Origin of the sequence: Microcoleus sp. PH2017_09_SFU_O_A (genome assembly GCF_020738625.1) — a bacterium.
Classification (GTDB): domain Bacteria; phylum Cyanobacteriota; class Cyanobacteriia; order Cyanobacteriales; family Microcoleaceae; genus Microcoleus.
In genome coordinates this window covers 1-20,529 of the sequence record NZ_JAEQCF010000092.1, presented here as the reverse complement: position 1 = coordinate 20,529, position 20,529 = coordinate 1, and the positions used below count along the sequence as shown (strand labels likewise).

The 20,529-nt window shown below is 45.1% G+C and carries 21 protein-coding genes and 1 pseudogene; 5 read left to right on the top strand and 17 right to left on the bottom strand.

What is annotated here, in order from left to right:
* Positions 1 to 88: 88 nt before the first annotated feature.
* From JGK16_RS27755 to JGK16_RS27745, 3 genes and pseudogenes are all read right to left on the bottom strand, one after another.
* Positions 89 to 160, bottom strand: a pseudogene (locus JGK16_RS27755) (zinc ribbon domain-containing protein); the annotation flags it as partial.
* Positions 161 to 171: 11 nt separating this feature from the next.
* A complete protein-coding gene (locus JGK16_RS27750; RefSeq protein ID WP_293193312.1) occupies positions 172 to 1,092 on the bottom strand; it encodes a transposase in 921 nt (306 codons plus the stop codon).
* A 299-nt stretch (positions 1,093 to 1,391) separates the two neighbouring features.
* Positions 1,392 to 1,616, bottom strand: a complete 225-nt coding sequence (locus JGK16_RS27745) for a hypothetical protein (protein ID WP_293185876.1) — start codon at positions 1,614 to 1,616, stop codon at positions 1,392 to 1,394.
* Between the two features lie 372 nt (positions 1,617 to 1,988).
* Between JGK16_RS27745 and JGK16_RS27740 the strand changes: the two genes are divergently transcribed.
* Positions 1,989 to 5,570 carry a hypothetical protein gene (locus tag JGK16_RS27740; protein ID WP_293185875.1) on the top strand — a complete coding sequence of 1,194 codons (3,582 nt, stop codon included), beginning with the start codon at positions 1,989 to 1,991 and terminating at the stop codon, positions 5,568 to 5,570.
* 478 nt (positions 5,571 to 6,048) lie between these two features.
* Positions 6,049 to 8,910 (top strand): zinc-dependent metalloprotease, encoded by a 2,862-nt coding sequence (locus JGK16_RS27735; RefSeq protein WP_293193311.1) that lies wholly within the window; start codon positions 6,049 to 6,051, stop codon positions 8,908 to 8,910.
* A gap of 78 nt (positions 8,911 to 8,988) precedes the next feature.
* Here JGK16_RS27735 and JGK16_RS27730 read toward each other — a convergent pair whose 3' ends face one another.
* The 4 genes from JGK16_RS27730 to JGK16_RS27715 all read right to left on the bottom strand — a co-directional run bounded on the left by JGK16_RS27730 (position 8,989) and on the right by JGK16_RS27715 (position 10,737).
* Positions 8,989 to 9,612 carry a Uma2 family endonuclease gene (locus JGK16_RS27730; protein ID WP_293193310.1) on the bottom strand — a complete coding sequence of 208 codons (624 nt, stop codon included), beginning with the start codon at positions 9,610 to 9,612 and terminating at the stop codon, positions 8,989 to 8,991.
* Between the two features lie 113 nt (positions 9,613 to 9,725).
* Entirely contained in the window at positions 9,726 to 9,932 is a 207-nt protein-coding gene (locus tag JGK16_RS27725; RefSeq protein WP_293193309.1) for a hypothetical protein, read from the bottom strand.
* Between the two features lie 5 nt (positions 9,933 to 9,937).
* Entirely contained in the window at positions 9,938 to 10,315 is a 378-nt protein-coding gene (locus JGK16_RS27720) for a GIY-YIG nuclease family protein (RefSeq protein ID WP_293193308.1), read from the bottom strand.
* 167 nt (positions 10,316 to 10,482) lie between these two features.
* Positions 10,483 to 10,737, bottom strand: a complete 255-nt coding sequence (locus JGK16_RS27715) for a hypothetical protein (protein WP_293193307.1) — start codon at positions 10,735 to 10,737, stop codon at positions 10,483 to 10,485.
* A 252-nt stretch (positions 10,738 to 10,989) separates the two neighbouring features.
* Between JGK16_RS27715 and JGK16_RS27710 the strand changes: the two genes are divergently transcribed.
* Positions 10,990 to 11,583, top strand: coding sequence for a hypothetical protein (locus tag JGK16_RS27710; RefSeq protein ID WP_293203533.1), 594 nt, complete (start codon positions 10,990 to 10,992; stop codon positions 11,581 to 11,583).
* Here the strand turns inward: JGK16_RS27710 and JGK16_RS27705 are convergent.
* From JGK16_RS27705 to JGK16_RS27690, 4 genes are all read right to left on the bottom strand, one after another.
* Positions 11,508 to 14,195, bottom strand: a complete 2,688-nt coding sequence (locus JGK16_RS27705) for a serine protease (RefSeq protein ID WP_293193305.1) — start codon at positions 14,193 to 14,195, stop codon at positions 11,508 to 11,510. The two genes, JGK16_RS27710 and JGK16_RS27705, sit on opposite strands and share 76 nt — an antisense overlap.
* 21 nt (positions 14,196 to 14,216) lie before the next feature.
* The gene (locus JGK16_RS27700) at positions 14,217 to 14,531 is read right to left on the bottom strand and encodes a CU044_2847 family protein (protein ID WP_293193304.1); all 315 of its coding nucleotides are present in this window, start codon (positions 14,529 to 14,531) and stop codon (positions 14,217 to 14,219) included.
* A 198-nt stretch (positions 14,532 to 14,729) separates the two neighbouring features.
* Positions 14,730 to 14,999 (bottom strand): hypothetical protein, encoded by a 270-nt coding sequence (locus JGK16_RS27695; RefSeq protein WP_293193303.1) that lies wholly within the window; start codon positions 14,997 to 14,999, stop codon positions 14,730 to 14,732.
* Entirely contained in the window at positions 14,996 to 15,226 is a 231-nt protein-coding gene (locus JGK16_RS27690) for a hypothetical protein (RefSeq protein WP_293193302.1), read from the bottom strand. The genes JGK16_RS27695 and JGK16_RS27690 overlap by 4 nt, the downstream gene beginning before the upstream one ends.
* Before the next feature lie 121 nt (positions 15,227 to 15,347).
* Between JGK16_RS27690 and JGK16_RS27685 the strand changes: the two genes are divergently transcribed.
* Positions 15,348 to 15,650 (top strand): DUF433 domain-containing protein, encoded by a 303-nt coding sequence (locus tag JGK16_RS27685; RefSeq protein WP_293193301.1) that lies wholly within the window; start codon positions 15,348 to 15,350, stop codon positions 15,648 to 15,650.
* Complete coding sequence (locus tag JGK16_RS27680; RefSeq protein WP_293185863.1) at positions 15,647 to 16,015, top strand: DUF5615 family PIN-like protein; 369 nt, start codon at positions 15,647 to 15,649, stop codon at positions 16,013 to 16,015. The genes JGK16_RS27685 and JGK16_RS27680 overlap by 4 nt, the downstream gene beginning before the upstream one ends.
* A 49-nt stretch (positions 16,016 to 16,064) precedes the next feature.
* Here the strand turns inward: JGK16_RS27680 and JGK16_RS27675 are convergent, their stop codons facing one another.
* From JGK16_RS27675 to JGK16_RS27650, 6 genes are all read right to left on the bottom strand, one after another.
* On the bottom strand, positions 16,065 to 16,265 hold the full coding sequence (locus JGK16_RS27675; RefSeq protein ID WP_293185861.1) for a DUF2283 domain-containing protein: 201 nt from the start codon (positions 16,263 to 16,265) through the stop codon (positions 16,065 to 16,067).
* On the bottom strand, positions 16,255 to 16,521 hold the full coding sequence (locus JGK16_RS27670; RefSeq protein ID WP_265235442.1) for a DUF4258 domain-containing protein: 267 nt from the start codon (positions 16,519 to 16,521) through the stop codon (positions 16,255 to 16,257). Before JGK16_RS27670 ends, JGK16_RS27675 begins: the two co-directional genes overlap by 11 nt.
* 63 nt (positions 16,522 to 16,584) lie before the next feature.
* Entirely contained in the window at positions 16,585 to 16,809 is a 225-nt protein-coding gene (locus tag JGK16_RS27665; RefSeq protein WP_293185859.1) for a hypothetical protein, read from the bottom strand.
* 87 nt (positions 16,810 to 16,896) lie between these two features.
* Complete coding sequence (locus tag JGK16_RS27660) at positions 16,897 to 17,466, bottom strand: Uma2 family endonuclease (protein WP_293193300.1); 570 nt, start codon at positions 17,464 to 17,466, stop codon at positions 16,897 to 16,899.
* A gap of 179 nt (positions 17,467 to 17,645) precedes the next feature.
* Entirely contained in the window at positions 17,646 to 18,623 is a 978-nt protein-coding gene (locus JGK16_RS27655) for a heme o synthase (RefSeq protein WP_293193299.1), read from the bottom strand.
* Positions 18,624 to 18,939: 316 nt separating this feature from the next.
* Positions 18,940 to 19,854 carry a heme A synthase gene (locus JGK16_RS27650; protein WP_293193298.1) on the bottom strand — a complete coding sequence of 305 codons (915 nt, stop codon included), beginning with the start codon at positions 19,852 to 19,854 and terminating at the stop codon, positions 18,940 to 18,942.
* Between the last annotated feature and the right edge of the window lie 675 nt (positions 19,855 to 20,529).

Genomic DNA, 20,529 nt, shown 5'->3' with positions numbered 1-20,529 from the left:
TTTATTCCTGTAGTTTTAGGACTGTGGACTAAAATTACTAACGTAGATGTCTAACATTGACTACTTTTGGGTAGCTTTGTCCAGGTTTTTACGAGCGGTGAATATGCAGGCATTTGTGGCAGGTTTGGGATGTGTACCTTGGGTCAACAAATACCAGATTTACGCCAAACTTTACTTTACTGCCTTATAACAAAGGAATTGGCGAAGCTGAAAAAACGCCCAACTGTTGCTTCTGCGTCTCTCTGTTTTAGAACGTGGCTGTTGGTTGGTTCGTTCTCTGATACCCGTCAAATCCTCCAACGCAATAGTTTGCGCTTGTTTTTTGGCGTGCTGAATGAGTCGGTAGCTAACGGTATGGTTAACCTGTGCCTGAAATCTTCGTTCTCGTCCACTCAACCGTTGCAGAAGCTGCCGACATCTACGCCGACTACTTCTTGTGCCTTTGGACGCTTTTTTCTGCAACGAAGCCCTGACACGGCTATATCTGTCACGAATTTCGGTTATCGCCGTTCCACTAAACTTCTCGGATTCAGAGGTAACGGCTATATCGGTTCTGCCCAAATCAACACCCAAAACCCTATCAGTTTTCTCAGGGTTTGGTGGCTCAGATTCAAGCTGAATTTGCAGGTAATAAGTGTTATCTTTGCGCTTTACCAACACTGCCGACTTAGGATTTCTTCCTGTTAACAAATGACGCTGATAGTTGCCAATGTGCAAAGGGAATTTCTCTCTTTGCTTGAGCATCGTCAAACTAGCTGTCCAGTCTTTCTCCCTAAAAGTGAAAGTCCGAGCGTCATAAGTGGCACTGGTAGCTGCAAACCCTTTCACAGGTCTATCTTTTTGTTTGGCAGTCTTGCGATTGGCGCAAACCCTACGAATGGCATGGATAGTCATCTGAGCCGATAGACCAGAGTATTCCCGTGCTTCCTTGTAAATTAAGGATTGCACGGCTATCTGATTGGTCAGCTTTCGGTCAGTGTTTTTGTTCACGTACTCACAGCAGTTCGCAAAAGCACGAAGCACCGCATCAAGTTTTTCAACCTGATGTTGCAACACTTCGAGTTTACAACTAACCGTCAGGACTTGAGACATTTTCAATAAGTGAAGATTATGGAGCTAGTGTACCATGAGATTGCTAAAACTGCGGGCATCAAACCCCCATTTTTAGCCGCTATCCCTCCCCGCCCTATTGACGCTCATCCTTAGCCCTTGGGCTGCGGAAATCGCGTCAATTGAGGGCGGGGATTCCCGCGATTATATTGAAACTAATCTTGCGGTGCGAAGGAACTGATGGAGAAGCTGGAAGCAATGACAAATTGTAACAGCACGGATTCTATCGGCTGTCAAGCTTTTTGGTCAAAAAATTTAGCGTTGAACTGGCCTTGAGATTGCTACTCCTGTGACTGGGGAAAGTTGAGTACCGGGAGGCGCGAACCCCGAAAGACTTCTTCGCTTTCAATGCCGATCGAACTCACAAACTCAGCAGCAGCTTTGGCAGCCAGCAACCCGCCCAGCATGGGTAAGGCGGCTAAGCTCAATAAAATATCTGAGGGAATTGGCAATTTAGGATTGTTGGGGGTTTGAGTTTTGGGCAAGTCTTGGTTTTCCGACGGCATAGATCCCTCCTGTGTTATTCAGTATCCCCAGTTTACAGCAGAAGGAAGGAGGAAGAATAGCAAGGGTTTCAGCAATTAAGAACGTCCTAATCTTTGGGGGCGGTTGCTAAACAGGGGAAATAATTATCTTTACTCCTGAATTCTGACTTCGCTTAACTGGGTCTAATTGTGCGAAAATACATTCGAGGTATTGGTCAAAACAGTATTGCCCAACGGAGCGCAGCCGAGGGGATACACAGCTCGCCAGTAAGCCGAGCAACAGTTAAACCGGATGCAAGGGTTAGGCTCGGTAAATAAAATAATTGTATGTAAAACCTGTAAACTGTGCTATCTGTAGAAAACAAAACCAGCCTTGACGAAATTTAAAGTCCCATGTTGAATGCGAACGGGAGTATATTGGCAGACAATCGATCGCCCGCATCGCAGTGGGCGCAAAAAGCTTTGGGACTGCCCGAGGTGCAGGTACAAGCGCGTTTGCGCGGAAATCACCTGCATATTTTGTGCGAAGCGCAATTGTGTCCGTCTCAGGAATTGGTGACGGCGAGATTTAAAAGCGCGATCGAACAAACTGATTTAACGCGACTCCTGCCCGATCGAACTAAAATCTACCAGTTGTTTCTGTGCGGCCGCAAACTCGGTTCCCGACAAAACGACTGGACTGTCCGGCTCGATTGCAGTGGCAAACAGCGACAGCCACAGCCACAGCCACAGCGACGGGAACCGGAACCGGAACCAAAAGTTTCCGAAGTGCCACCACTAGCGAGTCCCCCCGACAGCGAACCGCCAACAAGTCGTAAAAAAGGCGGACTCTTCGACAGATTCAAAAATGAAAACCGCAACCTCAAACTAAAAGCAGCACAGGTAGAAACCCCGGCACCAATGCCTCAGGTGCGGGAAGAAATGGATTTTGATACTGAAAGTTTCCCCACGGCCTCCCGGATTGAATATCCAGAAGTTTTTGAAACTTCCCCAGTGACGATCGACACTTCGGCAACTCGGGAAGCTTTCAGTCCCCCCGTTTCTGCGCCAGCACCGCAAACATCCACGCAGCAGCAGGCAAGTCGCGGCGCGGTGGCTTTGATTCAATCCCCCGAAACAGGCTCCGGTGACAGTGATGGCGGCGGCACTTTGACCGTTTCAGCGGAAACTTTGGCGCGCCGGGGCTATCCAGATGCGATCGCCAGCTATCTCAGCGAAATCCTCGGGCCGATGGGTGTTTCGGTGAAAGTTAGCATTCGCGAAAAAGAAGCCAAAAGCAGCCGGGAAACCCAGCACCCCAATGCGCCAGAACTTCTCAAGTCCAAGGAACGGCGGCTGTTAGTGCTGTGCGAGTCAGCTTACAGCCCCGAACCCTCCTTGCTCGCAGAACCGATCGCCGCTAGGCTGCGGAAACTGCAACTAGAGGACTTCCGGGAAGCTGCGATCGGCAGCCAAGTTGCAGGCGAATCGAAGCCGGACTGGGTGCTGCGAGTCGATTTGACGCCACCGGACACAATCCTCAAGGAATGGGCCCGCTGGGGAGACGTACAGTCGATCGCCAAACTGCTCAACCAACACTTGGCGACATCAACAGTCGAAGTGCGAGCCACCCTCAAAGAAGCAACTCTGCACCTGTTTTGCAGCAAAACAGTCACAAAAGGACAAAAACCCAAACGACAAGAATACCCTGACAAACAGCAAACCACCGATGCGATCGCCCCTTTGTTAGCATCCTTCGCGCCCCAAGGCATCCGCGCAGCTACCCTCTACGGCGTAGAACCGGCCAGCGACAGCACAACCGAGCCGGAGTCGCCGGTGTGGATTGACTGGATAGACTTACCAGCAGCCCACCACCCCGACTTAGCTCCAAACCCGAGGATATTGGCAGCCGAGGGCGACCAATTAGCCTTGACTTTCTTGCTCAACAGGTTTCTCAATCCCAATCTCAACCGCAAGCTGGAAACCGGAGGGATTCGGGCTGTGGCGCTGCACAAAGCCAACGTGCTGCACGTCATGACTGAAGCTCTGAGTTGCCCTGCTCAGTCGAAGGTAGGCCCGCCGGTGGCTAAATTCTTGCGGCAGTTACAAATTCCGGGAGTGGCTCTTGTGCGAGTCTACGGGCGCCGCGCCGGTCAGAAAATGCCCCTGTGGCGCTACGGTATCGATCTCAAAATGGCGGTTGACGGGGAATTAGCACCAACAACCGCATCGGCTCCCTCGCAACAGGCTGTCTTGTCTAAGGAAGCGGTGCCGGAGTTTGCGCCGTCGGTGGCAGATGGGAGTTTTTCTGCTCTGGGCGATAATTTGGTGTTCGATGCTCCCGCACCGGACTCCTCGCGGCCGCGCTTCAAAATTAGACTCCCCGGTTACCAGTTGGGCGAGCAGTTGGTTCAAGCTGTGGTGCAGCCGCTTGTTGCTTCGGGTTTGTTTGTTCCCAACGACGCTTTGTCGATGAATGCTGCTGCGCCGGGAGGCGTGAGAGCCGATCGCGCGGCGGGAATGGCTTTGATTTGGGCGATCGCCGGCTGTCTGATCACCTTCAATACCGATTGGTTGCTGGGTCTATTTCTTAAATCTGCGACGGTTAGTCAAGCTCCTAGAGCCTCCGAAGTTTGCAACGGCCCAAATTGTCAAAATTCATCCCCCAAGCCTCAGAGCGACGTTCAAGCCTCTCTCACGAATCCGGATTCTCCCTCTCCCTCTGGCTCTTCAGTCCCGATTCCCGAGTCTCAAGAAGTGAATTTGCCTCAAATTCCTTTACAAGCATCGCCGTCCGCGAGTGAAGAAAAGGCTTTCAACGGTTCTGGGTTTACGAAACCGGGAAATACTAGCGTTCCTGTAGCTGATGTTTCGGCTGCTCCGGTGTTTCCGACTTTGAGGAGCGAGCAGCTTGACGAGCAGATTGCGCGCTACCAAGAGTACATCCGCCAGCACAAAAAACCGCCGGATATTTTAATTGTCGGGAGTTCTAGGGCGCTGCGGGGTATCGACCCGGCGGTGTTGGAAACGGCTTTGGCTGCTGGAGGCTATCCGGGGCTGAAGGCTTACAATTTTGGGGTGAACGGAGCTACTCTGCAAGTGGTAGATTCGATCGTCCGCCGGATTTTGCCACCGCAACAATTGCCGAAATTACTGGTTTTGGCGGACGGGGCGAGGGCTCTCAACAGCGGGCGGCCGGATTTGACTTTTAGTGCGATCGCCTCTTCCGAAGGTTACAGACAATTGGCTCGGGGTAGTTTTCTGATCCGCACCAATCCATTAGAATCCCCAACATCTAAGGAAACTGCCAAAAATCCGATCGCGACTGCTGGTGAATTGGTGCACAATTTGGAACAAAGTCAAGCGAATGTTCAACAATTTCTGAGTCAAAAGTTGGTGGATAGTTCTGCAACTTACAAAAAGCGCGATCGGCTGAAAGGGTTTTTGCGATCGATCGCGAATCCAGCAGCCCCTGTTGTCACCGAAAGCCCCCAAACCGCAGCCGACGACGATAAACAAACCACTGAAAACGCCCAGCTAACTGCTGCGGGTAAAGCACCCAGCGAGTTTCAACCAAACGGCTTTTTGCCGATCGACATCCGCTTCAATCCCGATACTTACTTTCAGAAACACGCCAAAGTATCTGGATATTACGACACCGACTATCAAGATTTTAAATTGACAGGGGAACAAACTGTAGCGCTCAAAAACATGATCGAATTTACCAAAGTTCGCAACATCAATCTCGTGTTTGTCAATATGCCTCTGACTGCCGATTATTTAGATCCGGTGCGGACAGGTTACGAACAAGAATTCCGGCAATATATGCAACAATTAGCAGCTCAAACCGGACTAATTTTCCGAGATAATAGTTTATTGTTGCCCCAAGCACGGGAATCTTTTTCTGACCCCAGTCACCTCAACCGTTACGGTGCTGTTGCAGTTTCCAAGCGCTTGGCTCAAGATCCGATGATTCCCTGGCCTGTGAAGAAGTAGAGAGGGGGAGAGGGGGAGAGGGAAGAGGGGGAGATTGGGAGAGGGGGAGATTGGGAGAGGGGGAGATTGGGAGAAGTTGTAAGCTAGTGGGTATCTAGATTGTCTGTTATGTTCGATGGAGATAGCGGGGAAAATACTCCTAGACGCACGCAGATTTCAGAAACCGGGTTTCTACGAAGATTTCTCGTGACTCGTCGTAAAATCTCGTAGAAACCCGGTTTCTAGCCCCCACGGCAGATTTCAGAAACCGGGTTTCTACGAATGTTTCTCATTACTAAACGCAAAAATCTCAGAGAAACCCGGTTTCTAGTCACCACCCTCGTCAAGGATAAAACTATCGCTAGCTGTTGTTAGAATTTAAAGGATTTAAATCTTATTGTAAAGGCGGGTTCAGCAATATTAATGATTGTTATTTCAATCGTTAATCCTGGGATGCGACTATCTCAAAACACTTCTTTCCTGCAACTGGACACTGAACATGAAAAGATTATTTTTTTCGGAAGTTAGCAGAAACAAACTGATGAAAAATCCCCGCAAAAATCTGCCTGTAATATTTTTTATATTATCTCTAGCATTTTTCCTGTTTAGTTTGTATAAAGGTTTATTTTTACCTTTTGCTTTATCAACTCCGCCGCCCAGCAGCGAACAACAACCTTTGCAACCCTTCGAGCAAGTTGTCAAAGACGCGCAAAAGTTTGAAGGACTGTTTACCCTTTACCGCAATCTGGCAACTAATAAAGTTTATCTAGAAATTAAACCGCAGCAACTGGATAAAAAGTTTCTGTGTTTCGTCACATTGGCATCAGGTTTAGGGGAAGGGGGAATTTTGAGCGGATTGCCGATCGGCGATTTCTTGTTTCAACTGCGGCGAGTCCAAAATAACGTCGAGTTTGTCATACCGAATATCTATTTTCGCACTCGTCCGGGCGACCCGCAAGCGGGTTCGGTGGAAAGGGCATTTAGCGAGTCGATTCTCTATTCTTTACCACTCAAAAGCCTTCATCCGCAAAGGCAAACTCTGCTGATAGACTTAGGCGATTTGCTGATGAGCGAAAAGCGCGACTTACCGGGGGTTAAAGCGATTTTGCCGGCGATTTTGGGTGCTGCTTACTCGATCGATGAAGACAAATCTTATTTTAAAGATGTGAAAGCGTTTCCGCTGAATGTAGAAATTGCTTCTATTTACGGTTTTTCCAGCGATAATGACAGTGCAGTTAACTATTTACCTTCGATTCCTGACAGTCGGGCTTTTAACCTCCGCATTCACTACAGTTTCTCGGAAGTGCCTCTCAATAACGGCTACCGCCCCAGACTTGCAGACGAGCGAGTCGGCTATTTTCTGACAGCATATAAAGACTTTTCTGACAAGAGCAGTCGGGAGCCTTTTGTGCGCTACATCAATCGCTGGCATTTGCAAAAGCAAATCCCGACGGCGCCGATGTCGCCTCCGGTGCAGCCGATCGTCTTTTGGATTGAAAATAATGTCCCTCTAGAATACCGCAATGCAATTCGCGATGGCATTTTGGAGTGGAACAAATCTTTTGAAAAAGCAGGTTTTACAGAGGCAATTCAGGTCAAACAAATGCCGGACAATGCTAAATGGGATCCGGCTGATGTCCGCTACAATACTATTAGGTGGTCGAGTTCTTTTGAGTCAGATTTTGCCGGACTCGGGCCGTCTCGCACTAACCCGCTAACCGGGGAAATCTTGGATGCTGATATTTTGTTGGATGCTAATATTGTCCGGCTAATCAAACAGGGATATCGGTCTTTGGTAGAACAAAATCGATCGCTAGCAAAGAGTTTTCAAGGCCGAAACGGCTCTAATACCAATCCCTGTCAGTTCGGGATGTATTCTCGCTATTTGCCGATGCTCGAAAATGCAGATTTAGGCAAAAGCAGCGGGGAGAATTCTCCGGGTGGAATTGTTGATGATTTGCCCACTTTGGTGGAAAGATATCAAGAACAAAAGCGATCGCCCTTATCGCGGTTGATGCTGAGTTCGGATATGTGTTTTGGGTTGGAATCGAGCCGGCAATTTGCGATCGGAGCAATGTCGATGTCTCTGCTGGACAATGCAGCGCCTAGCAGTCCGGTGCTGGAGAATTATGTTAATGATTATATCCGAAATTTGACTGCACACGAAGTCGGTCACACTCTTGGTTTGAGGCACAATTTTCACGGCAGTACAATGCTGCAACCGGAGGATTTGAACAATACTCAGGTAGCTCGCGCCCAAGGTATGGTGGCGTCGGTGATGGATTACCTGCCGATTAATTTGGCACCGCAGGGAACTGTACAGGGCGATTATTATCCGACGATTGTAGGGCCTTATGACGATTGGGCGATCGAGTACGGTTACAAAGTTCTTGGTGGCGCCAACCCCAACAGCGACTTACCAGCGCTGCAACAAATTGCCAGTCGCGCGGGGGAACCGCAATTAGCTTATGCGCCGGATGAGGATACTGTTGACAATCTCGATCCCGCTGCAAATGCCTTCGATCTCAGTAACAATATGCTGAGGTACTCGCAATGGCAATTGGATAATGCTAAGGCAATGTGGAAGCGTTTAGAAAAGCGAATTCCGGTTGGGGAAGACGGTTATAACGAACTGCGGGTGATGTTTGATTCGGTGTTCGGGTATTATTTTCAGCAGGTGATGAATGCTACTTTGTACGTCGGCGGACAGTCGTTTAGTCGGATTCGCCCGGGAGATATTAATGCGAAATTGCCGTTTGTGCCGATCGAGCTTTCGCAGCAAAGAGAAGCATTAGCAACATTGGATAAGTACGTATTTGCAAGCGATGCGTTTAGTTTTGCGCCGGATTTGCTAAATAAATTAGCGCCTGCGCGCTGGGAGCACTGGGGAAGTCCGGCTTTGGTGTTTCCTCTAGATTACCCGATCGGCGATCGAATTACTTTTATGCAGCGATTTGTGCTGCGAGTGTTGCTATCTCCAGTGCGGCTGGCGAGACTGCGGGATGCGGAGTTAAAATCTGCGCCGGAAAGCGCTTTGAAATTACCAGAATTGTTCGATACTTTGCAAAAGGATATTTGGAAAGAGGTTTTGCAGCCGTCCAAGAAGATGCAAATTTCGACTTTTCGGCGATCGTTGCAGCGAGAACATTTGGCGATTTTAATCGGAATGGTGCTGCGAAAAACCAGTACACCTGAGGATGCGCGGACTCTGGCGTGGTACGAATTGCGGCAGTTGCGGGAGGGTTTGAGCAAGAGTATTCGCAACTTGGACAAGAATGCGGATGCTTATACGCAGGCTCATTTGGAGGAAACGCGCGATCGCATTTCTAAGGTTTTGAATGCACAGATTCAGTCGAATTAATATGGGTGTCCAGAAACCGGGTTCGGATCTTAGTATTTTTTTGGCAATACAAAGTATCCTACAAATAATTTGCAAACGCTAAACTTCTGTCATCGCAATGATTTGAGCGATGGTTAATACCAACTGAGGAAAAGTTGGAGAAACAATAGTGGCTTCTCCTTGATATCGCAGTGCCTGATATTCACCATCGATTAAGCGGTTGATAGTCACCGTAGACTGTTTTGGAGAGCCAATATACTGAACGCCTCCCAACCCTGCATAATCAACAATCCAATACTCCAGGATTCCTAAAGTTTCATACTCATTCAATTTGATGCGGTAATCATCCCGCCAATTCGTACTAACAACTTCGATCGCCAAGGGAGGTGGAATATAAGCCGCAGCAGAGGCAGAACTTTGACGCATTCTGACCCATTCTTCCTTGGCAAACACCAGAATGTCAGCTTTACGACTCGATTCACTTTCGCCCGGGGCAGCGTTCAATCTGACTTGTTTACTTTGTCGAGGAATGTAGGGAAGGTTCAAGGATTGGCAATGATCCACCAAGAGACGACATAAACCATCGACGACATCCTCATGTTTGGCTGTGGGTTCACTCAGGGGCATGGCAACTCCATTGACTAGCTCGAATGACCTACCGGATTTGTCATCCCAGTTGAGGAATTCCTCGAAGGAAAGGGTTTTTTGGGCGATCGCAACCATTGATATTAACCTTTTGCGTAGGTTGGCTCTCTGTTGTCTGTTTCTAGCTTAACGTGGCTCTTGTAGGGTGCGTTAACGAAGTATACCGTAAACTTTGACACCTCTTCTCGATTTTACTGTCCGCGTCCTGGTTTGCAATCTACAAAACCTAATGCTTCTGTATCGAGAAAACTGGCGATCGCCATTTCGAGCACTGCTGCGATCGGATATTCAATTTCCGCAGCACGCGCAATTAGAGCCGCTTGAATTCGTTCTGGCAAACGTCCCAAAATAACTTCGGCATCAGCAGGAGAAAGTTGTTCTTGAAGTTTGGCTTGCATGGCATTCACCTTTGGGTTGGAATTTGAACGTTGTACGGAGGTTCAGTGGCTCTTAGAATGATGGCTTCTAGCTCCAATAGTAACGCAGGGTTTTCACAGTAAGAGACTAATTGCATTGCAATCCGCACATCTTCGTCATTGTACTTATCGAGCCACGCCCATAAAAAAGCCTTGTGCCCGCCACTGAAGCGTCCTCGTAGGCTCTTGGTTTTACCGATGTAAAGTAATCCGTCAATTCTGTGCCTGACTGCATAGATGCCAGGGCGAGCAGGAATGTTATCAAACTCACGAGTCAAGGGTTGACATTGCTCGAAAGGAGTGAAGGCGATCGCATCTAGAATTCTCCGCGCTTGGGCTTGCAGTTCAGAATCGTTTGTTGGCATGGAAGCAAGAAGGCTAATTGCACAGAAATCATGTTCCCACAAATTCTGTTATGGCTCCAAAATAAGCGGAATTGAGCCTTTTTTTGTTGATCGTACTGAGACAATACTCGCAGCAACCATTGGCGCGTTGTTTAATGAATTGTCGTTGCTGCTGTGTGAGGCGGGATTCAGACATAATCAACGATATCGGGATGAGGATTGATGCCAAGGGTCTGCATGAGCTCTGTCAGAGGTTGGTTGCGGAAGGTTGCGAGTTGAATAAAGGCTTGAATGTGGGCAACATTGAGTTGTTCAAGGCGATCGCTCATTTGGATCAGTTGATCGTGTTCTTCGGGAGTCAGGGTTTCGGCATGACGCTTGGCGATGAGGGCATGGTATTCTTCCCAGGTTTGTGCACTAAAGCCGATGTTAATGGTGGTCATGCTTATCTTGGCAGTAACATCTATTCATCATTTTAGCGATCGGGCTTTCACCTTATCAAAAACTTCGGTATCAGCAGGAGAAAGTTGTTCTTGAAGTTTAGCTTTGCATGACATTCACCTGTTAGTGTCTAAGCTCCCTTTTGCAGTCATTGATTTTAATGATAACAAGACTGGTGCGGGCGATCGTAAATAATTATGCTAATATCAACAGATAACCGTCACAATAGTTGGCGTAAACTGTGGTTTAATGCTATGAAACTCCTTAATAAATTTACCCTCTCTGTCCTTGCGATGTTCTTGATTTCGCCTGTTTTTTTCGAGATTCCCGTACTTTGGCGATGGGCAGAAGTCAACGCATCCCAAAAATTTTTAGCTGAACAGTCATCCAGTAAAAATACTTCTCAAACTTCACCGTCTTTAAATCAAGCAGAGATTCTTATTTGGGGACGACCGGGCTGTGGGTACACTCAGACGCTGATAAAGTCTCTCGAAGATTGGAAGTTCTCTTATGTTTATTATGACATAGACTCTCCAATGTCTTCATATGTTTCTGACAAAATGTCTGATACCATCAGTAAATCTGGCGTTGTAGGACGATATACTTTACCTGTAGTGAGAGTGGGCGAAGCATCTATTGTTGGTAATCCTGCAAGCATGGATGATGTAGTGAAAGCAATGTCTGATCAGGGTAAGCTTCCTCTACAATATATCCCGCTAAGAATCGGTGGCAAAATGTTAGGAATTTTAATATTAGAAATAGCAATTTTATTTTACATCTGGTTGTTACTTGTTTTGTTCAGAATTACGCGCGGTATATTCGCACCTTTGTTTGCTAAAGGCAAATAATAACCATTGACCTTCACTTGAATTCTTTGAGCATTTACAGGTAACACTTTTCTTAAATTAATTTCAACAGAGTCACCCTGTTTCATCAAGTGATACTGTCCATCAACTTTTTTCATAACATCAGGAAGATTTAGTTCTACTTCATAAGTCTCCTGAGATATGGGATCAAAATAAGTAACTGATAAAGAGTCCAGATATGCGACTTCTTCTTCTCTCTCTTCTAATCGGAAGCTTTCGATATTATCTCCAAGATAATGAGTTTCAAAATCTTGAAGATTAACTGTTGATCTTCCATACAAAACTGTTCCTAACTCTTCCCAACGTTTTGTTTTTTTATGTTTAACGGACAAATATGGACAACTACCAGCCATATAATGTTTGGATGCAGCTAATTTAGTTGTGTCATTGAGTGGTGGATTCAGCTTGAGTTTTTTGCTATCAACTGTAATTGAGTCTAAGTTGATGAAAGATCCTACTGCAAAGCGCTTGGGAATTGATTCAAATAGTTCGTCTAAGATCCTAGACTCTTGAAAGAAAGCATTTGATGAATCGAATTTTTGAACAATTCCTAAATTTCCTTTCATATTGTAGTCTTTAATAGTAGCATCTGCTCTAGTTATGTACAAATCTTTTTTAGAAAGTGTCAAGATTTGCTCTTTAGTTACCGGAGCTAGGTTCCGAAATGTATTTTTATGAGAGCCGGAGTCAAGTCCAAATTCAATAGGTATCAGAAGATGTCTTCCAGGTTCTAAAATTATTCCTGAAGGCTCTAAACTATCAGTTGTCATCTGTATATCTGAGAATAAACTCAGTCTATTAGTTACGTCTGTTAAGCGATATAGGTTGTCTGGAATACCATATATTTTATAAAAAATAGAACTAATTCTTATATCTGATTTACTGCTATTCGTAATGTCAGCAAACCGGACATATGGAGTTGGAACAGATTTATTAACTAGAGGTATTCTGTCATCTGGATTACTACTCAAAAATCCACATCCAGCTATAATATTTTTGTTAGATAAGTCTGTGATATAGCTATATATAAAGCCTATAATGCCTCGATGTTGTGGATTCTCCTGAGCTATCCTGCGAAGCCAAACATCATCTAAAATATCTTTTTTCCATTGAGGCTTATTAGTATCTCTTATATTATCTTCAAGCATAGTAGACATCTGAGGATATTGAATAATTAAACCAACTCCTTCTTTTATCTTACTATAACTATCGATGAAGGAAGTCCACTTAGCATTTGTAAGATTTGCTTGGAACTGGCTAAGTAAACTTATATATTTAAATCCTGTGCTTAATTCTTCACCATATGTCATTTTTGAGTTGTCAAATTCTTCTCTGCTTTCAGACTGTCTCCTCTCTCCGCTGGGATTGATATTATCACTAGCCCCTCTCTTACCTCCTGATCGTGTGTAGCCATCTCGATTTAAAGCATAGGAAAAACCTGCATCAGATGTATTTTTTATAAAAGAATTATTACCACTTCCAGACACAAAGCTCTCTAAAGCTAAAAATGCAGGAGTTTTACGATATACGATAGGATTACTTGAAGTGTTGAGTACAGTTTTTGTAAGTTCTTCAGGGAAATTAGACTCAACAAAAGACAATACTGGTAAATTATCCATTCCAGTAAAATACTGAAATGAAATTTTTCCTTCGCGAGTATATCCATCTCCACCAAAAGGAACATTTATAAATAACATACTGATACTTATACAAAAGCCAAGTGAAACAATGCTTGTTACGGCATTAAGTTCAATTTTTCCTACTTCTAATTCTTGCTCCAGATTATTAGTAAAAAGCAGAGATGACATCAAGAAAAGTACAGATATAATTGAAACTATAAAATATATAGTAACATTATTGTTAGGAGGTAAAAAATGAAAAAATATTAAAAGTAATAAGCATACACAAGCTAGATAAACTGAGTATTTTCTACGGATCGGCTTCTTCCGAAGTTTAGACCAACGCTTGTCTTTCCTGTGAAATGCTAGGTTCAAATCAAAAAAGATTGGAAACCTAGCCTTTATAATACTAGCTGGGATGGCTCGCGCACCCAGATTGTTATTAAGGCTACGAGATATAACTAAAAATCCGCATATTTTCTCTGTGCTTCTATTAAAAAGCGGAGAACCACTCATACCTCCAACGGCTTGTCCATCTTTAAGTGTGTGCAGCAATGCATCTTTTCTGAATCCTCTTCCTTCATATTTAAACGTAGTTTCTCCATCAATCTGTTCAGAATGTCCGTAGACAAGAAGCTCGGTATTAAGTTGAGGAGTTGACAAGTCAAACTCAACGCAAGGATGAGCAAAATCATCAATTAAATTAAGAATGGCAATATCCTGGCTAGGATCATCACTTAATTGTCTATTGTCGCGACAAATAATCTCTCTAATCTGAGTCTTGAAAGTAGAAGGATTTCCATTTCTCCAAGAAATATCTATTTCGTCAGAATCTTTAAAATCTTTTACTACATGAGCACAAGTCAAGATTAATCCTTTTGCTATAAAAAACCCTGTTCCTTTTAATTGCTTGCTAGAAGAGAGAATTTTAACAGTGCAGGAGTCTAGAAGATCCCTCATTTTTTGGCTGGTCATTTAAAGAGCCTTAGAAATTTTTTATTTGTTCCATTCCATAGAAATTTCTAAGTTTCCCTTCCCAGAACCCTTGACCAGAAAAGCAGTTAGCTGACCAGATTCAACTGCTACTTCTAAGCCAATTTTGATGCTCATCTTATCTGGTTGTATAACTTGCTTAACTTCTTGCATAGTGCTTGCAATATCTCCTGTAAGGCTCTTAATAATAGCCTTCATTTCAGAAAAGGGAAGAGCGGATGTAGAGCAAATTTGTGCTTCTCCAATTTGTGTAGCTTCAACGCTGATTATACTTCCGTCTGAAAGCTCCACTGCGATTACTTGAGATTGAGCATCCATGATTTTAATTCCAAATTCTCCTATATATTATCATACCAGATTGACGAATTAGTTGCAAGTGATTTAACAGAAACTTTCCGTAGGTAGCTGGCGATACTTCCTTAACTTACTTCATTTCTCGCTTCAAATTCACACCGCGATATAATTCTGCGATCGCCATCTACGGTAACGGGCGCTGACGAATTCGATCGCCTTAAACTACATCCGTTTCAGCAATTCATCGTACTCGTCGTGTGCACCAATCCAGTACCAGTAAATACGATCGGCTTCCAATAAACCTAAAACACGATAATTGATACTGACACGAGCAGAATAAATCGGTTGCTTCTGACTGACTCGCTTGAACTGAAGACTTGGATGATCAGGATCATCCTGCCAAAGGGCATAAGCTTTATCGGCTTGTTCCTGAACTGATACAGGAAGACTCTCTAGCCGCGTGCGAAATGACTTTGTAACACTTGATTTCATTTTTGTGTTGGGAAAATCTCATCAAGTGGAACCGTTTCTCCTCCCGCAATTTCTTGACGTACCATTGCAGCCATCTGATCCCATTGATCGTCTGTCGTGTCAGCAAAACGAGTTTCCCATTTTTGCTCGTCCTGCAACTCTGCCAAAAACCGAGCCGCGATCGCATCTTGCCGATCGGGTGGAAGTTTTTGGATTTGGGCGATCGCCTGTTGAAGGAGTTCAGTCATGATTTTGTTTAAAACCTGTCTCTCTAGCTTACTTTATTTATCGATCGAAATTCACGTTGCCATATAATTCTGCGATCGCCATGCTGTAATAGAGATCAGTCCCTTCAAACTTCCATAGTTTATGACCACAGCAGTATCTATTGACATTGGTACACTCATTACACGCACTCCCGGATTGCATGGTGGATGTCCCCACATCCTCGGTAAAGGCGTTACCGTTCGCCGGATTGTCACCTGGTACAAGCGAGGATTGAATGCTGAAGAGATTTGCGATCGCATTTCTCATCTCACCCTCGCCGAAGTCTACGCCGCACTCACCTACTATCATGCCAACACCGCAGAAATTGAAACTGATTTGAGCCATCAAGCAGCAGAAGCCAAGCGTCTAGAAGCTTTGTACACCAACTTTGGTAAAGAAGCATGAGTGAAATTAAGATTTACCTAGATGAAGATTCCCAAGATCAGTCTCTTCTACGGGCATTACGATCGCGTCAAGTTGATGTAACCACCGTCAATGAAACTCAAACAGAAGGATTAATCGACGAAGAACAACTTCGGCTAGCTACCACTCAAAACAGAGTGCTGTACAGTCACAATATTGGAGACTTCTGTCAGTTACATACTGAGTTTCTGATCGGAGAGGAATCTCATGCTGGCATTGCGCTGATATCGCAAGACTATTCTGTTGGTGAGCAAGTCAGAGCCATTATGGAACTAACTGCTAATAAGACAGCAGAGGAAATGGTGAACCAGTTAGAGTTTTTGGGTAAATACTTGAAAAATAGCTAAATCAAGAAAGCTGACAATATTGCTGTGCCACCTCGACAAAGTGCATCAACTAAGTTGCGATCGTTAGCATGAGCTCTTGAGGATTCAACAGTTGACGTTTGGAGGCATTGAGAAATTCGATGCTAACTGGTTCATCATTTTCGTCATAACTGACAATCACGCCTCCAGGTTCAGAGATAGCATTGGCTGGAAACGCATCACGGAAGATAAAAATCAGAATGTCTGCTTCTGCATCGTATTTAACTTTCATCGGTATTCTCCTGCCAATATCGCTTAACTTGATTTGTCCAGTACAGAGTTAAGATTCGTCTGGTTTTGCCAATTTCAACAAAGGGTACTCTAAGAAGACCGTTGCCTCGTTTAATTTGAGCCACCAAGACATCATCTTCCACGATAATCTGTTGAGGATTGGTTAGGGCCGCCTCAACCTCTTCCCTGGTAATTTTCAATCGCTCTTCCCATTGTAGCTGACGTTCCTGGGCGTGTTTTGTCCAAACAATTTGCATATCTCCTCATACTCCCGATTCCTCTGTAGCTTCCATTTGGAATTTTGCATTTTGCATTTTTAATTATAACGCCTTGCACTCTGCTGCCAACGGAATGCCCAACTCCGTGAGTAGTGGAAAGTTTTCATTTTCAATTTCAGCAATGTCTTCGGGAGAATCGTCCTCATTCGGGAATAATTCAGCTTCCAAAAATTCCCATATCTTGTATCTTTCAGCAACTCCCAGTGACGAAATAGCTTCCAGCAGTGATTGAAATGAGATATCTACTTTCACGGCATTCTCAGTCATCAAAACTTTCCTCCACTTTTAATTTTATATTTAGCATATTTCTTCAAAACTTTCAAATTTGAAACCTTTGTCTATAGTTTACTTTATTTATCGTCCAAAACTCACACCGCGATATAATTCTGCGATCGCAACTTCAAGCTCAATACTCTGTAACATCACGATATCGCCCGCACCATAAACCACCGTTTCCCAACGTTCCCCAGCCCCATCTTTCACTCGACGGCGACACTCTACTCGCATCTCATCCTGCGCGATTAAAACATACTCTTCCAACGATTCCAACAGTCGATAATCCTCAAACTTATCAGTGCGATCGAATTTTCCCGTCGAAGGAGACAGCACCTCAGCAATCAACTTAGGATAGCGCTTCACATAGCGATCGCTCCGATCGCGCGGATCGCACGTCACAAAGGCATCGGGATAATAGAAAAACGCATCCGCATAATTCACCTTCACATCACCGGAAAAAAACTGACATTCCCCATCACGCAGGTGAAAATTAATAGCCGTTAAAAAATTAATCGCGAGACGGCTATGATCGTCGCTACCACCCGCCATTGCGTAGACTAAACCGCGCCGATATTCATGGCGGACTGTATTGTCATGTTCCAGGGAAAGGTACTCTTCGGGGCTAAATCCAGAGGGGATGGCAATCATAGTATTGCAGGCAAATTTAATAGCTTAATTGTAGCGATTTTCGAGCGTTCTTTTTTTACCGCAGATTAAAGCAAATTAACGCTGATGAACGCAGATGGGAGAATGACTACTGTTATTTTACCATAAACAAAACCCGCAAGATGCGGGCTTCATTTTAATAATGGCAATTTAACTTATTACTACATCACCACGGCACTAATTAAAGTGTGCACATTGTGAACAACAGCAGTAGTAAAGTTGTGAGTCGCAGGTAAACTATCAACTACGATTCCAGCGCACAATAGCATCAGATACAGAATAGAGTATTTAAAGAGCGATCGCGCAACCTTCTTATCTTCTGGAGTCTGCAACAGCAACCAAGCTTTTTGGGCAAAAATCGCACCCAGGAAAATAGCTGTTCCCGCATACACCGGGCCCGCCAAATTCAGCGGATACACAAACAGCAAAGTTGCAGGAAGCATCAATAAGGTGTAAATCCAAATTTGGCGCGCTGTCTCTTCATCGCCCTCAATTACCGGCAACATCGGCACGCCTACTTCCTTGTATTCGTCGCGAATCATCATTGCTAACGCCCAAAAATGCGGCGGTGTCCACAGGAAGATAATCCCAAACAGCAGCCACGCACCCCAACTCAAATCTCCCGTCACCGCAGCCCACCCAACTAGCGGGGGAATCGCCCCTGCTGCACCCCCGATGACGATGTTTTGGACGCTGTGGCGCTTCAGCCAGTGAGTGTAAATTAGGACGTAGAAAACGATGCCGGACATTGCTAGCAAGGCGGCTAATAAGTTGGCGACAACTGTCAGTAATGTAAAGGAGATTGTCGCTAGGGCGATCGCAAATATCAAAGCATCCCGTTTCTTAACCCGCCCGGAAGGAATCGGCCGCCAGCGAGTGCGCTCCATAATATAATCGATGTCGCTATCGTAGACACAATTAATCGTATTCGCCGACGCGGAAGCTAAAGCGCCTCCGCTAATAGTTGATACCAGTAATAGCGGATCGACTTCTCCTTTGGCGGCCATCCACATTCCGGCTGATGTGGTGATTAGCAGCAGTAAAATAATTCTCGGTTTTGTAAGTTGGTAGTAACTTTTCACCACTTGCGAAAAGTTTTCGTGGAGGCGAGGGCTATTGTTTGTAAGAACTTCTTGCATCGGTTATTAATTGTTTGTTAGTTGTTACTTGTTAGTTGTCAGTTGTCATTGCTTCGTAGATACAAGGGGCGGGTTTACAAGAGATATTTGTTGTATGTGAAAAGATTGATAAACCCGCCCCCACCGAGGGATAAATCAGGCACCTGTTGCTCAAGGAATAGATAAATCTGCCTTGTCTATCATGTCCGGTTGATTCATGCTTGTATGGGCGGGGCGGGTTTATGAAACTGTTGGCTTTTATCGAGAATAATGGTGAACCCGCCCCTACAAGATTTTGCATCATAGAACAACGATGCTACCGGACACGATCTGACTTTCAAGCTGATAAAACCCGATCGCGCCACGACAAAACACTAAAAGCTAGCAGGGTTCCCAGCAATGCTGCGCCGACTGCTTGGTGGGCGACTGTCAGCGGTTCTACCTGAAGGTGCAGCCGGAAAGTTGCCAATCCCAAAACTAATTGAGCAATCAGACAAAGACTCGCTAAATTCCCTAATTTTCGCAAGTTTGAATGGAGTGCTGGTTGCCGCCAAGCCATGACTGCTACTGCTAAAGTTGCTGCGGTAGCTGGTACGATGCCGGCGATGTGGCTGTTCATTACCGAACACAATTCTGAGGAACCAAAACATTGATGCAGCGCCCATCTAGAGCCGACTAATGCTCCTAGCAGACTTTGGAGATAAACTAGCAGTGCTGCGATCGAACTTACCCATGCTAATTTGCCTGTATTGCCTGTAGCTTCGTAAGGAGTCAGCATAAAACCGATCGCTAGCAGGGCGCAAAAAAACAGTAAAGCCGTTCCCAAGTGAGCGGTAACGATGTCAAATCGCAGCAGTTGCGTCACGGTGAGGCCGCCCAATATGCCTTGAAAAACTATTAAAAATACTGCGCCGGCGCTGGCGAGGGGCAGCCAAGTCGGCAGGCGGCTGCGGTAGAAGACAGAAAGTGCTAAAAGGGCGATCGCACTTAAGCCAATTGCTGCTGCATCCAAACGGTGAAACCACTCCAGAAATACCTGCAAATTCATTTGCGCTGCGGGTATTAATTGACCGTAGCACAGCGGCCAGTCCGGGCAAGCGAGCCCCGCATTCATCACGCGCGTGGCGCTGCCTACTGCCATTAACAGCCAGGTTGCGATCGCAATTTTCCACACTAGGCCGCGGATAATATCTTTTGGCTGCCACTGCACTCCTGCTGCTGCGTTTGGCCCCTTTAAAACTGAGTTTGCCATGAACTTTACCTTAGCCTTTGTTATCGATCGAGCTTAATTAAATATTGCGGTTTTGCTTGGGCTGAGCTTAGCCGAGCTTAACACTCTTTTTCTCTAAGAAACCGTCATCTTTACTACCTTAGCGACACTTTTATGCAATTAGTTTGTCTTTAGATTTTTTTCAACTTTCCTGTTTATATTACAAAAGATTTCAGGATTTTTGCTAAACTTCAAAAAACTTTAATCTTTCAGCACCATCCGTGATGGTTGACAACTCCCGCACTGTCGGGTTTTTGTTAAAAAATAAAGATATAATTAAGAAATAGCTTGTTAATAAAAAAGTGTGATATCCAGCATTCAAAAGTGTTTAGCTCCTCACACTTTTTGAAAGTCACAGTGGATACAGCAGAAAACCCTCAGCCTGGTTTTTGGTATTTTTCGATGGATTCTGGTTAAATAATCATAGCCGTTGGCGATCGCACGGACAAGGCCTCATCACCTTAGTTTTTTTACTATTTCGGCTGGCTGCAACCTCTGTATTTTCGTCCATCAAACCCCGTTGCTCGGTACCCGTGCCTCTATGACTATCTAAGATTATAGGACTTACGCATTGACAAAAAGCATTATCTATGTACTCTCGGCCATAGCATCACTCTGAAGGTTCGCAAAAATATGCTCACGTATAACTAAAGTGAA